Annotated in this window: 17 protein-coding genes; 14 read left to right on the forward strand and 3 right to left on the reverse strand. The window is 34.8% G+C overall.

What is annotated here, in order from left to right; all coding sequences use genetic code 11:
* The first annotated feature begins 11 nt into the window (after positions 1-11).
* Positions 12-536 carry an SRPBCC domain-containing protein gene (locus AC6CHR_RS15480; RefSeq protein ID WP_498249902.1) on the forward strand — a complete coding sequence of 175 codons (525 nt, stop codon included), beginning with the start codon at positions 12-14 and terminating at the stop codon, positions 534-536.
* Positions 537-973: 437 nt separating this feature from the next.
* Here AC6CHR_RS15480 and AC6CHR_RS15485 read toward each other — a convergent pair whose 3' ends face one another.
* Positions 974-1297: an ArsR/SmtB family transcription factor gene (locus tag AC6CHR_RS15485; RefSeq protein ID WP_498249903.1), complete on the reverse strand. Its 324-nt coding sequence runs from the start codon at positions 1295-1297 to the stop codon at positions 974-976.
* 126 nt (positions 1298-1423) lie between these two features.
* Here AC6CHR_RS15485 and AC6CHR_RS15490 point away from each other — a divergent pair, with 126 nt between their 5' ends.
* The 8 genes from AC6CHR_RS15490 to AC6CHR_RS15525 all read left to right on the forward strand — a co-directional run bounded on the left by AC6CHR_RS15490 (position 1424) and on the right by AC6CHR_RS15525 (position 7017).
* The gene (locus AC6CHR_RS15490) at positions 1424-1921 is read left to right on the forward strand and encodes a GNAT family N-acetyltransferase (RefSeq protein ID WP_498249904.1); all 498 of its coding nucleotides are present in this window, start codon (positions 1424-1426) and stop codon (positions 1919-1921) included.
* Positions 1922-2182: 261 nt separating this feature from the next.
* Complete coding sequence (locus AC6CHR_RS15495; RefSeq protein ID WP_498249905.1) at positions 2183-2545, forward strand: ArsI/CadI family heavy metal resistance metalloenzyme; 363 nt, start codon at positions 2183-2185, stop codon at positions 2543-2545.
* Between the two features lie 248 nt (positions 2546-2793).
* Positions 2794-3252 carry a DinB family protein gene (locus AC6CHR_RS15500; RefSeq protein WP_498249906.1) on the forward strand — a complete coding sequence of 153 codons (459 nt, stop codon included), beginning with the start codon at positions 2794-2796 and terminating at the stop codon, positions 3250-3252.
* A gap of 119 nt (positions 3253-3371) precedes the next feature.
* Positions 3372-3524, forward strand: a complete 153-nt coding sequence (locus AC6CHR_RS15505) for a hypothetical protein (RefSeq protein WP_498249907.1) — start codon at positions 3372-3374, stop codon at positions 3522-3524.
* A gap of 98 nt (positions 3525-3622) precedes the next feature.
* Positions 3623-4168, forward strand: a complete 546-nt coding sequence (resA, locus tag AC6CHR_RS15510) for a thiol-disulfide oxidoreductase ResA (RefSeq protein WP_498249908.1) — start codon at positions 3623-3625, stop codon at positions 4166-4168.
* A 49-nt stretch (positions 4169-4217) separates the two neighbouring features.
* Complete coding sequence (locus tag AC6CHR_RS15515; protein WP_498249909.1) at positions 4218-4691, forward strand: YjdJ family protein; 474 nt, start codon at positions 4218-4220, stop codon at positions 4689-4691.
* Positions 4692-4945: 254 nt separating this feature from the next.
* Complete coding sequence (locus AC6CHR_RS15520; protein ID WP_498249910.1) at positions 4946-5587, forward strand: YdeI/OmpD-associated family protein; 642 nt, start codon at positions 4946-4948, stop codon at positions 5585-5587.
* Between the two features lie 842 nt (positions 5588-6429).
* A complete protein-coding gene (locus AC6CHR_RS15525) occupies positions 6430-7017 on the forward strand; it encodes a lipoprotein BA_5634 family protein (protein ID WP_498249911.1) in 588 nt (195 codons plus the stop codon).
* 54 nt (positions 7018-7071) lie between these two features.
* Here the strand turns inward: AC6CHR_RS15525 and AC6CHR_RS15530 are convergent, their stop codons facing one another.
* Positions 7072-8061 (reverse strand): acrylyl-CoA reductase family protein, encoded by a 990-nt coding sequence (locus AC6CHR_RS15530; RefSeq protein WP_498249912.1) that lies wholly within the window; start codon positions 8059-8061, stop codon positions 7072-7074.
* A 144-nt stretch (positions 8062-8205) separates the two neighbouring features.
* Positions 8206-9066, reverse strand: a complete 861-nt coding sequence (locus AC6CHR_RS15535) for a Cof-type HAD-IIB family hydrolase (RefSeq protein ID WP_498249913.1) — start codon at positions 9064-9066, stop codon at positions 8206-8208.
* 368 nt (positions 9067-9434) lie between these two features.
* Between AC6CHR_RS15535 and AC6CHR_RS15540 the strand changes: the two genes are divergently transcribed.
* The 5 genes from AC6CHR_RS15540 to uptA all read left to right on the forward strand — a co-directional run bounded on the left by AC6CHR_RS15540 (position 9435) and on the right by uptA (position 14464).
* Positions 9435-10418 (forward strand): Gfo/Idh/MocA family protein, encoded by a 984-nt coding sequence (locus AC6CHR_RS15540; protein WP_498249914.1) that lies wholly within the window; start codon positions 9435-9437, stop codon positions 10416-10418.
* A 341-nt stretch (positions 10419-10759) separates the two neighbouring features.
* Positions 10760-12364, forward strand: a complete 1605-nt coding sequence (locus AC6CHR_RS15545; RefSeq protein WP_498249915.1) for a catalase — start codon at positions 10760-10762, stop codon at positions 12362-12364.
* A 36-nt stretch (positions 12365-12400) separates the two neighbouring features.
* Complete coding sequence (locus AC6CHR_RS15550) at positions 12401-12532, forward strand: hypothetical protein (RefSeq protein ID WP_498249916.1); 132 nt, start codon at positions 12401-12403, stop codon at positions 12530-12532.
* A 238-nt stretch (positions 12533-12770) separates the two neighbouring features.
* Positions 12771-13667, forward strand: coding sequence for a YitT family protein (locus AC6CHR_RS15555; protein WP_498249917.1), 897 nt, complete (start codon positions 12771-12773; stop codon positions 13665-13667).
* Between the two features lie 200 nt (positions 13668-13867).
* On the forward strand, positions 13868-14464 hold the full coding sequence (gene uptA / locus AC6CHR_RS15560; RefSeq protein ID WP_498249918.1) for an undecaprenyl phosphate transporter UptA: 597 nt from the start codon (positions 13868-13870) through the stop codon (positions 14462-14464).
* Positions 14465-14761 lie beyond the last annotated feature (297 nt).

A 14761-nucleotide genomic window follows, 5' to 3' on the forward strand; every position in this document is an offset into this window, starting at 1 on the left:
GAGGAATTCAAATGTCTGAAAACAAATTAACAAAAAGTATGACAACTAACGTAGAAGAGCGAGTTCTTGTCATAGAGCGAATCTTCAATGCACCACGAGATCTCGTATTTAAAGCCTATTCGGATCCTGAGCACTTGGCGAACTGGTGGGGACCAAGTGGATGGCAAACAGAAATTCGCAAATTTGAGTTTAAGCCCAACGGTGTATGGCATTATTGTATGCGTTGTACAGATGAGAACCAAGGCGAGTTTTTCGGTCAAGAATCATGGGGTAAATCTGTTTATCAAGAGATTATTACGCCTGAGAAAATTGTTTATACGGATGTGTTTGCAGATCAGGATGGCAATGCTGTAGATGGAATGCCAGAGATGCTGATTACGATGAATTTTGTTGAATACGAAGGAAAAACGAAACTTATTACACGTTCTCAGTTCGCGTCAATTGAGGCTCTTCAGGAGGTAATGGACATGGGTGTTATCCAAGGAATGACATCACAATTTGAACGCCTCGATAACCTTCTGGAAAAGCTTCAGTAAATAAGAACAAGTATTTTAGGAGTTAATTAAGTCAACTTTTTCGTAAATTTCTAATAGGGTCTTTGTTGTAGGCCCTTTTCTAAAAGTTTGTTGCTCTACTAATAAAAAGTGTATGATGTAAATGTAAGTGATCTCCAGAGAGGTTTCAGAGTCATTTAACCAATAGGCACAAAGGTATACTTAAAACGAGTACATTCGAACTTTTTACGAAAAACAACAATCTTTTTCGTAAATAGCTTTCTATTATGATATATTTTAATACCACTTTTACTCAAAGCATTCTTTTATTTTTATAGTAGCTTGTCTGTTCTGAGCATATTCCTCGACTTATTTCAATTTAGTGCCTATAAAGTTCAGATTCTATGAAAATTCAATTTCCTTTTGACTTATTAATGGATTCTTAATCAAAAAAAGTTGATTAAATGATTAAAAATACATCAGCAAGTAGGTCTAAATAAACAACAGAGCTCTGCTGATAACAGGTGATTTACCTCGTCTAAGTTGAGTCTGTAGTAGCTCCATGTACCTCTTGTTTCTTTGGTGATTAAATTGGCGTCTAATAATATTTTTAAATGGTACGATAGCTTTGATTGTGTCATATTTACCATAGGAGCCAGATCGTTAACATTAATCTCACCCTTTTGAGTAAGGATGTTCATAATATGAAGTCTCTTTTTATCAGCAATCGCTTTAAACTTTCCTTCATACTGATCGAATACCTTCTCTAATGAAGTGTCTTGTAAGTTGATTTCTTTATTCATGAAAAAGCACCTTTTCTAAATCAATATTTTTTGATATTTTTACTATATCTACATTTAATTAAGATGTCAATTAGAAACAAATAAACATGATTTTATGATGTTGTATTCAAAGGGGTGATGGGGAAGATGGAAATAGTGATCATTGATATGGAAAAGGACCATTGGGATCATGTATTGAAAATTTATTTAGATGGGATTGCAACTGGAATAGCAACCTTTCAAACCCAAGCACCAGCTTGGGAAGAATGGGATAGGGGACATATGTCTACATGTCGTTTAGTTGCAACAGTAGAAAAAGAAGTTGTTGGATGGGCAGCATTAAGTCCAACTTCTAGTAGAAGTGTTTATGCTGGAGTAGCAGAGGTTAGTGTCTATGTTAACAAACAATATAGAGGAATCGGAATTGGGAAAGCATTACTTGATGCGTTAGTAAAAACAAGTGAAGAAAATGGTTTATGGACTCTTCAGGCAGGCATTTTGTTAGAAAATATAGCTAGTCTCACATTACATAAACAAATGGGATTTAGAGAAGTAGGCATTAGAGAGCGAATTGGGAAAATGGGTGATGTTTGGCGGGATGTCGTATTACTTGAGAGAAGAAGCAAAGTTCAAGGGATTGATTAAAAAAGTCCATTTTCTAAGAGTTATTGCACTATGCTAAGCTTTTGGAAATCAAAAACAGCTAGTGAACTATTCATGAGTATATGAAGACTGAATCCTTCTGTAAGATTCAGTTCTTTGGTCAATTTTTAAATTCATCAATTTTTTTTGATGAATTGAATTGCAATAACGAAATATTTCTACTATAATCATCTTATAAATCAAAAAAAGTTGATTTATAATGTTTTATACATCAAAAAAAATTGATTAATAGGAGGAAAATTTATGAACGTTCACATTGGGTTAAATATTACCGATTTAACGAAATCTATTAATTTCTATGGAAAATTATTTAATGTTGAGCCAGTCAAGGTTAAGGAGGATTATGCAAAGTTTTTACTTGAAAATCCAGAACTGAATTTCACATTAAATGTGATGGAAAAAGTGTCTGGAAACCAAGTTGGGCATTTTGGTTTTCAAGTAGAAAACCAAGAAGAAGTATTCCAACATAAAAATCGTTTAGAGAAGGAAGGATTTTTTGCAAGAGAGGAAATGGATGTAACATGCTGTTATGCTACTCAAGATAAATTCTGGGTTACTGACCCAGATGGGAATGAGTGGGAGTTCTTTTATACAAAAAAAGATTAATTTGATAGTTTGGATCAACAAAATTAAGCTTTAATTCAACCATTGGGTGCTTTACTACACGCTATTTAGGATGACGCGCTTCCCTATAACAAGGAAAAGCGCTTATCTTATTTTTAGGATAGATTGTCTAAGAACATTATCTAAGAGATTGTGAATACTTGTACTTAAAGGAACGTCAAAGTTAAAGAAGGGATAATAAGGGTTTTAGACGAATATTGTTTCTTAGATATATGGAAGGGTGTGGGAGTATGGAAAATGTAATAAATGGAATAAACCATTGGATACATTCACTACCAAAAGCATACAACTCAATGTCGGAAATAGAAATATCTAATCGACCCTCATCAAATAAATGGTCAAAAAAAGAGATATTAGGTCATCTTTGTGACTCTGCAATAAATAATATTGAAAGGTTTGTAAAAATTCAATATTCAGAACAACCTTATGTTATCCAGTCGTATAATCAAGAACAATGGGTGGTAGTTCAGAATTATCAAGAAAGGCCTCTTAATGAAATACTAACACTGTTTCAAACTCTAAATAAGCAAGTAATTTATATAATTATAAATATCCCTGCGGAGAAATTATCTAATATATGTGATATTGGTAATCACCATCAAAAAACATTAAATTGGCTTATACAGGACTATTTTGAACACATGGAACATCATATTAAGAAGCAAATTTTAATGAAAAGGAACGACTAAATACTAATTTTTCTTATTTAACTGCTACAACCTTTTTTCTTCTTCCAATAAATAAACAGATTTGTTAAGGAAGTAATGTTACAATTATTTACAGACGATTTTTGGGGGATATGAGGTAATTGCAACTACTATATGTACTATTTTTTATTGCCGTTGGTATATTCATTATTTACTACTTACCACTAATATCAAAGGATTTACATAACATCACGAAACAAAATGATGAAATTTTAAAAAATTTAGAGAAAATCCTTGATAAGGATGATGGTTAAAAAGGTTCATCTTGAAATAAAGGGTGCGACACTCCAATAGAGAAGGTCGCCTTCTTTATTGAACTAACGTAGAAGGGATTAAGTGGATGATGTCTATTATGAAAAAAAATAAACGATTCTGGATAAGAACAATCATACTAACGATTCTTTTAAGTGCTCTAATATATTCACTTTATTCAAATCTTATACGAAAAGACCAAAATCAGAGGGTACAGGTAAATCAAGAAGCTCCAAATTTCATTCTCCCAACATTAGACGGTGAAACGATAGAGTTAAACGATCTTCAAGGAAAAGCTGTGCTAATAAATTTTTGGGGTAGTTGGTGTATCCCATGTAAAAGGGAAATGCCTGCTATCCAAGATGCATATGATCAGTATCAAGATCACAACTTTGAAGTTGTAACTGTTAATATTCAAGAATCACAAATAACAGCTAGTAGTTTTATTAAGAGCAATAAGTTATCTCTACCTGTAGCTTTGGATAAAAGTAGCCAAGTATACGATGCTTACGATGTGTATAACCTTCCAGCATCTTTCTTTCTAAACTCTGATGGTACTGTTAATAGAATCTATGAAGGAGAAATGTCGAGGGATATTCTTGATAAATGGATTAAGGAGGTATTACCTAAAAAAACTAATTCATAGTCGGAGGTTTTTAAATGGAGTCTATAAAAGTATTATTGAGGTGAAGAAAATGTCCATTAGGATACTTATCCAACTTGGTTTAGCTTCAATACTATTAATAATTTCTGCTGGGGCTGCATGGTATGAAGGTAGCGAAATATTGAAGGACCCTTGGGAATGGAAATATACTGCTATTTTTTCTCAGAAGGTGAATGGACAAGTGGAATATGCAAGTGATATTCTACCAATTGACCATTTTGTATACGCAGCTAAATTTGTGCCTACTTTTCCTTTCCTTATGTTGCTTAGTGGTACATATCTGATAGTCCTTCTAGGCTATATTCTACTCAAACGTACCCATAAGATGTTCTCATATTTTCTATCATGTATTGGGATTTTGTTCATGGTAATAAGTAGTCTTTTATCGAAATCCCCAACTATTGGTTTGAAATTATTTTTTAATAGTTTTCTGTTAATTGGAATGTTATTAATAGTTATTGCGAAGGTTAAAATTTTCACTAATAAGATTGAAGATGTATGTTAACTCTTATTTCTTTAGAGCTAACCTGTTTTAATTGAACAAGCGGCTAAAAGGATCTTCCAGTCGAAAGTCCTTTTACAGTATTTATAACATCTGATTATGTTAACTAGATTTGCATAGAGTTTACACCTTGTTGTAAAGTGAATTGCCGTATATTGTGATGATTACACGGCTGAGGTAAACCAGCCAATTCCACAGAGAACTAAAATCTTTCTTGACTGTCAGATGATTGAATAATTGAAGAGGGGTGTTCCTTGATGACAAATCCTAAGGTTGATGAATTTTTAAGTAAAGCCAAAAAGTGGACGGAAGAATATGAGAAGTTGAGAAAGATCGTTCTTGACTGTGAGCTGACCGAAGAATTTAAATGGATGCATCCTTGTTACACGTTTGAGAAAAAAAACATCGTTTTAATACACGGATTTAAAGAATATTGTGCGCTTCTGTTTCACAAAGGTGCCTTGTTACAGGATACCCATGGAATTCTAATCCAACAAACGAAGAATGTACAGGCAGCGCGCCAGATTCGCTTCACAAATGTTCAAGAAATAGTTGAAATGGAATCCATCTTGAAAGCCTATATTCAGGAAGCCATTGAAGTTGAAAAAGCTGGTTTGGAAGTGAATATTAAAAAGAATACAGAATTCTTAATTCCTGAAGAACTTCAAAATAAATTCGATGAAATCCCTATCTTGAAAACTGCTTTTGAAGCATTGACTCCGGGACGGCAAAGAGCATACATTCTACATTTTTCTCAACCCAAACAAACCAAAACACGGGAGTCAAGGGTTGAAAAATGTATGGAGAAAATTCTCAATGGAAAGGGATTAAATGATTGCACTTGTGGACAATCACAAAGGATGCCCAACTGTGACGGCTCGCACAAGTACATTCAATGAGAAAGTAATATGAATCAACCTTCAGATATTTTTTCGCTTTGTGTACATTCGAACTCCTTCCTGTTACAAGGTAGGTAGTGCTTATACTCTAAGTAACACTTTTTTATTTTTTTCCATTTTAAATGATTTGATTGATTGTTACCTGCGATCTAAAGTACCACTATTCTTGATTGACCATGAAAATAAACCCCTATAACCCCGAAAATGACCCAAAGAGGACCCAAAGAGGACCTATCTCATTCATTCGGTTTAAAAAATAGAGTGAGCCACAATTAATGTAATGATGGATTGACTAGATTAAGAATCAGTATTGACAGTTCGACATATCTTCATTCTCTGTGGTGTAGCGACGATATTTTGCTGCATGATGGCCTGTTTTCAACATAAAAGCGGACTTTCCTAAAAGGGAAGACCGTTTTTTTATGCTTTCTTACATGAGTGTAAGAAAAGTGTAATGTAAATAGATGGGTAGTAATTAATATTTCTCCTATAATGAAATCAACAGCAAGATAATAAATTCAATTGAGAAGGGGTTAATTCAAAATGAATAAAATCATTGAAATCATTTTAGCTGTTGTAGGTGTGTGGATTGATGGTAAACAAGTAGCATATGCGTTAAATCAACGAAACGATGAATAGGTATCTCCTAGCTAGGAAGTTAGGTTGATTGATATAAATATAGACTGTTTTCGCAGAGGATGTTGTTTTCAGTACTAATGTACATGTTTTACGTTTATCTTCGTGCATTTTTCGCTTAATTACTCTGATCCACACCCTAAGATTGCGCTAGAACAACAAACTTTTAGAAAAAAGCCTAAATATAATAAAAGGAGTTTCTAAATATGAAAAAAATTCTTACAGTTTTTGTTAATGTAACAGTATTAGGATTCTTATTGTCAGGTTGCAATCCAATCGATAAATTCTTTCCACAGGCAAATGGAATCATTTTGTATGGAGATCAACAGCAAATAGAGAGTTCATTTGAAAAGGTAGAAAAATCTCTTGAAGAAGATGGATACTCAGTGAAGGTTGCTGAAGCTGGAGATCAAGAAATAGTCATTTTAGAAGAAAAAACAGCTAAAGCAATACTAGAAAAAGGGTTATTTATAGAAGTAATAAATGACTCAGACACAGAACCAATTACATCTTTGCGTGACTTAAAAAAGGATGAGATGGTGCTTTTTGCAAAAGGAAAATTAAACGAAGTCACTATAGATGGACAGCCCTTAAAAGTAACGTATGAAGGAAATAAAATGATTGGAGACGCTAGAGTTTACGGAGATATGTTCTTAATTGTTGACGATGCCAATTGGTCTACTATGCAGGGAACTGAAAAAACGATTGGCATTATAAAATATGATAAAGATCCTAGTGATGAAATTGGTGAGTTTGATGTAGAAAGGGATCAGCTTGTAAAAATAAGCGAATGATTATACTAGGTTTGCTCTATTCATGAAATGGACAAACCTAGTTTTTATTCGGTATTAGGCTAGTTTTACAATTGTTCTACCGCGCACTTTTCCAGCTAATATAGAAGATAAAACGGCAGATAACTCTTCTAAAGGTATTTCGTGAACAATCTCTTCATTTAGATTTCTTGGTTTTAAGTCAGTGGCTAATCGTTGCCATACCTTTTCTCGTATATCCATAGGACATTGTACTGAATCAACACCGAGCCAGCTTACTGCCCTGCCAATAAAAGGAGCTACTGTTGTCTGAACATCAACCCCTCCAGTCAGTCCACTTGTCGCTACACTAGCACCGTACTTAAGTGTACTAAGAATATATTGCAAGGTTTTTCCGCCAACAGGATCAACTGCTCCAGCCCAGCGTACTTCCCTGAGTGGTTGTGGTGTAGAATCGATCACTTCATCACGGTGAATAATTTGCGTTGCACCCAATTTTTCTAAATACGTATGTTGGTTCGTTTTACCTGTACTAGCTACCACTTCATACCCTCGCCCCGCCAATATGTCGACAGCGATACTACCTACTCCACCAGTTGCTCCTGTTACAAGGACAGGACCTTGTTCAGGCTTTAATCCGCTAGCTTCTAATCGTTGTACGGAAAGGCCCGCTGTAAAACCAGCTGTTCCTAATATCATTGATTCCCTTAAGGTTAAACCTTCAGGTAGGGGCACCACCCATTTAGCAGGAACTCTTGCAATTTCACTATAACCGCCATGATGTCCTGTTCCTAGCTCATAGCTTGTTACTATAACGGGATCACCAGTTTTGAAACGAGGATCCTTTGATTCTATAACAGTTCCTGCTAGGTCAATCCCAGGTATGAGTGGGAATTTATTTACGAATTGGCCATGAATACCTACAATTCCATCTTTAAAATTCACACTTGAGTATTGAACCTTTACTGTTACTTCTCCTTCATGTAGATCCTTTTTAGAGAGGGATTTAATTTCAAGTTTCTTTTGATTATTTACTTCATCTAATACAAGTGCTTTAAATTGTTCCAATTTGTAACACCTCTTTACTAAATTTTAAATGAATGAAGATTTAGGTAGGCAAAGATTCATGTATATCGCTTAACTCTGTATAAAAACATGGTAACAAAAATGCTACAAAGGTTAAAAATAGATCACCTTTTGTAGCATTTAAGATTAGTTGTTTATTAATACATACTTTTCAATCGCATGTGCAACACCATGCTCGTTATTCGTTAAGGTTACAACATCCGCCAAATCCTTGACTGTTGGATCTGCATTCCCCATCGCAATAGAAAGACCTGCTACTTCTAACATAGGTACATCATTGAAATTGTCACCAATGGCTACTGTGTTTTCGATCGGAATACCAAAATACTCTGCCATTACCTTAACACCGTTTCCTTTATGTCCATTTACATCCATAATTTCGATATTAAAAGGACCTGATGTAGTGATAGAAATGTCCTCAATTTCTTTAAGTGTGGCAATCAGTTCCGCTTTTCCTGAGATAGTCGGAATAAAAAACTTTTGAATCGCGATATTCTCTTTATTTAGTACATCATCAATCTGTTCAAATAATTTAATTGAATCTGACTCTTTAGGTTGCTCGGTCATAAATTTGTATTCCTTTGGGGTTAAGCCTTTGCTAACCTCAGGATTTTTTTCTAAAAAGGCAAGCATACGATCCGCCCAGGTTTTAGCTACGTAGATTCCTTCGCTAGTATACAGTTTAAATGGAAATTGTTTTTCGTTAAGAATGGCAGCAACGTTATCGACCTTTTCTTTGTTAATGGAAACTTGACTTAGTAATTTCCCATCAGCAATCACCATTGTGCCATTACTACCTGCTACTGGACACTGGAGGGGAGTTTGATCAATAACTGTTTTAATGTCTTCTGGTGCACGTCCAGAGCAAATCATCACAATATGTCCCGCTTCTTGTGCTTTTTGTATGGCTTGGATATTTTCCTTAGAAATTTCAATGTTCGATGATAATAATGTTCCATCTAGGTCAATAGCAATTAATTTTTTCATCTTTTTTATCTCCTTTAATCTTTTTTTTATTTAAGGGGTAGAACGGGGCTCTATCCTTCTTGATAAGAGGATTATTTTAATAGTAGAATGCATATTAAATACGTAAGTATTTATTAATGACTCAATTATTTAGGCAAGTAAAGTAAATAACGTAAAATAGAGCACATTACGAAAAACAACAATTTTTGCGAAAGCAACCTTTATCTATTATGACATATTTCTTGTTCTTTCATTATAAAAATGTTCTAGGAAGTAAGATCTTTTTGTTATGGAAACGCTATCAATTAAGCGATCTGGGTGTGGAGACCTTTCTCTTTTACTGAAAAAAAGTTATACTTCCATTAGCTTAGATATATGGAGGGATACTTATGGTGAGGTTTGGTATAATCGGTACAAATTGGATTACAGAAAGCTTTATTCAAGCCGCAAGTAAGGTTGATGGCTTTGCTCTCACAGCGGTCTATTCTAGAACAAGTGAAAAAGCGGAGAACTTTGCAAATAAATTCACAATTGAGCATACATATACGGATTTAAAAGAATTCGCTAGTAGTGACAAATTTGATGCAGTTTATATTGCGAGTCCTAATTCATTACATGCATCACAAGCAATTCTATGTATGGAAAATAATAAGCATGTACTCTGTGAGAAACCAATTGCATCAAACAAGAAAGAATTAACAGAGATGATAAAGATCGCTAATAAACATTCTGTCGTCTTAATGGAAGCGTTGAAAACGACTTTATTACCTAATTTCTTAGCGATAAAGGAGAATCTTTCGAAAATAGGTAAAGTAAGACGATATTTTGCAAGCTACTGTCAATATTCTTCACGTTATGATAAATACAAAGAGGGTATCGTTTTAAATGCTTTCGATCCAACTTTTTCAAATGGATCCTTAATGGACATTGGTATTTATTGTCTCTATCCGGCCGTTAATTTATTTGGAGAACCAAAACAAATACAAGCAACTAGTTATATGCTTGAATCAGGTGTAGATGGAGAGGGTAGCATTTTGCTAACTTATGAGGATATGGATGCAGTGATTATGTATTCAAAAATTACTAACTCCTATGTCCCTTCTGAAATCCAAGGTGAAAATGGTAGTATAATAATCGATAAGATCCATACACCAGAAAGCGTTAAGATTCATTATAAAGATGGAACAATAGAGGATTTAACAGTAAAACAGGATTTTGATAGTATGTATTATGAAGCAAGAGAGTTTATCAATGTTATTACAAATAAAGACCTACAATCAAAGTTGAATTCTCACGAGAACTCTTTACTAACGTCCACGATAATAGAAACGGTTAGAAAACAAATCGGATTAGTATATCCTGCTGACCTATAGGTTCATTGGTATTTCGTTTTGTTTAATAGAATAGCTATCTCCAAAGCGATATCAGTGTAATTTAGTGAAAAGAGCACGAGGATATACTTAAAACGTGTACATTAGTCATTTATACGGAATACAACAATCTTTGCGAAAACAGCTTCTATTAAAGATGCTTGGATTTAATAATCTAAGCATTTTTTTTCGTGCTATTCCTTATTAAATTGTAGGAAGAAGAGGACGCATGAATACTAGCAAAAACTACCTACCTACTTGAATATTAAATGGAAAATAGGAGAAAGTATGAATGGGATATACCGATTCCTGAAAATTCCATTTGATGAATAGGAGGATAAAAGATGAAAAAGGATCCATCCAATCGAGATCGACCAAAAACAAATGAAGAAAATGAAGACACGTTAACAAACCGACAAGGACATCCTGTCACTAATAATCAAAATATGAGAACAGTAGGTAACCGTGGTCCGGCAACTTTAGAAAATTACGATTTCCTTGAGAAAATTAGTCACTTTGATAGAGAGCGGATACCCGAGCGAGTGGTTCATGCACGAGGAGCTGGGGCACATGGTTACTTTGAGGCGTATGGTACAGCAGGTGATGAAGCTGTATCAACATATACACGAGCAAAGTTATTTCAAGAAAAAGGTAAGCAAACTCCTGTGTTTGTCCGTTTTTCATCCGTTATCCACGGTGGTCATTCACCAGAAACGCTTCGTGACCCAAGAGGATTTGCCGTTAAATTTTATACAGAAGATGGAAACTGGGATTTAGTCGGAAATAATTTAAAGATATTTTTTATCCGCGATGCAATAAAATTTCCTGATATGATTCATGCTTTTAAACCGGATCCTGTTACAAATATCCAAGATAGCGAAAGATTCTTTGACTTTTGTGCTAGTTCTCCAGAGACATTCCATATGGTTACGTTTGTTTATTCACCTTGGGGGATACCAGCAAACTACCGAATGATGCAGGGATCAGGGGTTAATACATATAGATGGATCAACAGTGAAGGGAAAGCGGTTCTTGTAAAATATCATTGGGAACCAAAACAGGGAATTAAAAACTTAACACAAAAAGAAGCTGAAGAAATTCAGGCGAAAAACTTTAACCATGCGACACAGGATTTATATGATGCGATAGAGAGTGGAGATTATCCAGAATGGGAACTACTTGTTCAAGTTATGAGTGATGACGCTCATCCTGAACTTGATTTTGACCCGCTCGATGATACGAAACTATGGCCAGAAGACCAGTTTCCATGGTTACCAGTCGGCAAAATGGTATTAAATAAAAACCCAGAGGATTATTTTACAGAAGTAGAGCAAGCTGCCTTTGGTACAGGTGTATTGGTTGATGGTCTTGATTTTTCAGATGACAAGATGTTACAAGGCAGAACATTTTCATATTCAGATACGCAAAGGCATCGTGTAGGGGCAAACTATTTACAACTGCCAATTAACGCTCCGAAAAAAAGGGTAGCAACGAACCAAAGTGGAGGACAGATGCAATACAAGGTTGACCTCGCTCCCGGACAAAATCCGCATATTAACTATGAACCATCAATCCTTGGTGGTTTAAAAGAAGCAAAGCAATATGGCGAGGAGCATACACCGAAAGTTGAAGGAAACCTTGTACGTGAATCGATTGATCGTCAGAGTAACACAAAACAAGCTGGTGAAACATATCGCATGTTCAAAGAATGGGAAAGAAATGAATTACTATCAAACTTAATTGCAGACCTTTCTATATGTGATCAAAGATTACAAGATAAGATGATTGCTCTCGCGGAAGAAGCAGATGAAGAATACGGTCGTCGTTTAAGAGAGGGATTAGAAAATGCTTCCAATAAGGGGTCTAGCCAGAAACCACTAGGTAATAAAGATGGCGATAAAGCAACTGAAGCAGCAGTCAATAAAGGGCATGACGCTGACCCTTACTGATGTAGTTGAGTAATCCGAAAATAAGGAGGGAATCAAATGGCTTCTAGAGATAATCATAAAAATCAACAAAAGAAAATGAAAAAAGCTAGTGATGCAGTTAATACAGATAAAGACTTTGGAAATGATTTAGCTGAAACAAATCATAATGAGAAAAAGTCAAGAAAATAACGACGAGTAAACGCCACTTAAAAAGCTTGAATTTATATAAATTCAAGCTTTTTGTGACGAATAAAATAGAGAGAGTAGTTAAAAATCCATACTTTATTTCTAATGCGTTATAATAGTAGGGTAACAAATTAGTTTTTTAACGTGTTTTGTTATGGCTACTCATTATAATAAATGACAGTCTTTATAAATGTACAGTCATAGCTATATAGATAGATAATGATTAACAAGGGGGACTATGATGACAGAAATTCCACTGGAAGTACAACAGCAAATAAAAAAACATCAAGGTTTAACGAAAGGGAAAATCTTTAAAAGGGCATTATTTATCTGTATTGGTGCTATTTTGATGGCTGTGGGCTTAGAGATTTTCTTAGTTCCTAATAAGGTCATTGATGGAGGAATTGTGGGTATTTCGATTATCCTTTCTCATTTAATAGGCTGGAAACTAGGGTTATTTATTTTCTTACTTAATATTCCGTTTTTCTTTATAGGATATAAACAAATAGGAAAAACATTTGCGGTATCGACTGTGTTTGGAATATCCGTGCTTTCAATCGCTACAGTATTATTACATCCAGTTCCAGCATTTACAGAGGATATCCTTTTAGCAACTGTCTTTGGTGGAATCATTCTCGGAGTTGGTGTCGGGATTGTTATCCGTTATGGCGGATCGTTAGATGGAACTGAAATTTTAGCAATATTAGCGAATAAGAAACTACCCTTTTCTGTAGGCGAAATTATCATGTTTTTTAATATATTTATATTAGGTAGTGCTGGCTTTGTTTTTGGATGGAACAGGGCGATGTATTCATTGATCGCTTACTTTGTTGCTTTCAAGACAATAGATATTGTCCTCGAAGGACTTGATGAATCCAAATCAGCATGGATTATAAGTGACCAGTATCGCGAAATTGGGGATGCAATATTAGCTCGTTTAGGACGAGGTGTAACGTACCTAAATGGGGAAGGGGCATATACAGGAGACGATAAAAAAGTGATTTTCTGTGTTATTACGCGACTAGAAGAAGCGAAACTAAAGTCAATTGTTGAGGACCATGATCATTCTGCATTTTTAGCAGTTGCAAACATTGCAGAGGTTAGAGGTGGAAGATTTAAGAAGAAGGATATTCACTAAAATAGATGGTTAAAACATTGTATTTGTTCATGCCATTATTATCTATAAGTTTAGCTAAGCTCTGTATATATCTTTTATCGTCATATACCTAGGTTTACTATTTTGACTGTAAAAAACAGGGCTAATTTCTACATAACCTTCATACCTATATACGGACAAGAGTTGCTTGGACATAAATATTAGGGTAAGGGTGTGGACATATGGAGGAAGCGATTCTGGGTATATTGGAATGGCTGACAGGACTTGGTTATCTTGGTATTGCAATTGGACTTATGCTTGAGGTCATTCCAAGTGAAATCGTATTAGGTTACGGTGGATATATGATTGTACTTGGAAGGATAGGGTTTATCGGAGCAATCATAGCAGGAGTAATAGGAGGGACCATTGCTCAATTAATCTTATACTGGATAGGTAGCTACGGAGGTAGACCCTTTCTCGAAAAGTATGGGAAATTTCTGCTAATTAAGAAACACCATTTAGATCTATCAGAATCGTGGTTTGAAAAATATGGTTCAGGTGTAATATTCGGAGCAAGATTTATCCCTGTTGTCAGACATGCGATTAGCATACCTGCGGGAATTGCCAAGATGCCAATATGGAAATTTACCTTTTATACGATTGTGGCTATGATTCCATGGACGATCTTTTTTTTATACTTAGGTATACAGTTAGGAAATAATTGGATGTATATAAAAGAAGAAGCACAACCATACATTATTCCTGTCATAGTCATTACACTTTTAATCGCTTGTATTTTTTATTTAGTAAAAAAATTCAAGAGTATACGAATAAATTGAGATATAAGATGGCTTTCCTGATGGTAATATAAACGATTGAAAGTTAAAGAATATTATCGTAAGTTTTTGCGATTTCCATCATCCATTCATATCAGTGTTGGGTGTGGATTGTTATAAAAAAGTCACGAAATCTTCCCCTTTGGATAGGCATTATCTAAAGGGGATTTTTTTATGAAAGGTACTGTTAAAATGAAAGGTTCTCCGTTCCAGACGTTCGTTTCGTGGGCTTTCCAAGACTTGCCTTCTCCTGAAAGAGTCTCACGCGTCCTCCACTCCAATAATCATAGCGTGATAAAT

It is taken from the genome of Metabacillus sp. GQ13, assembly GCF_059758525.1.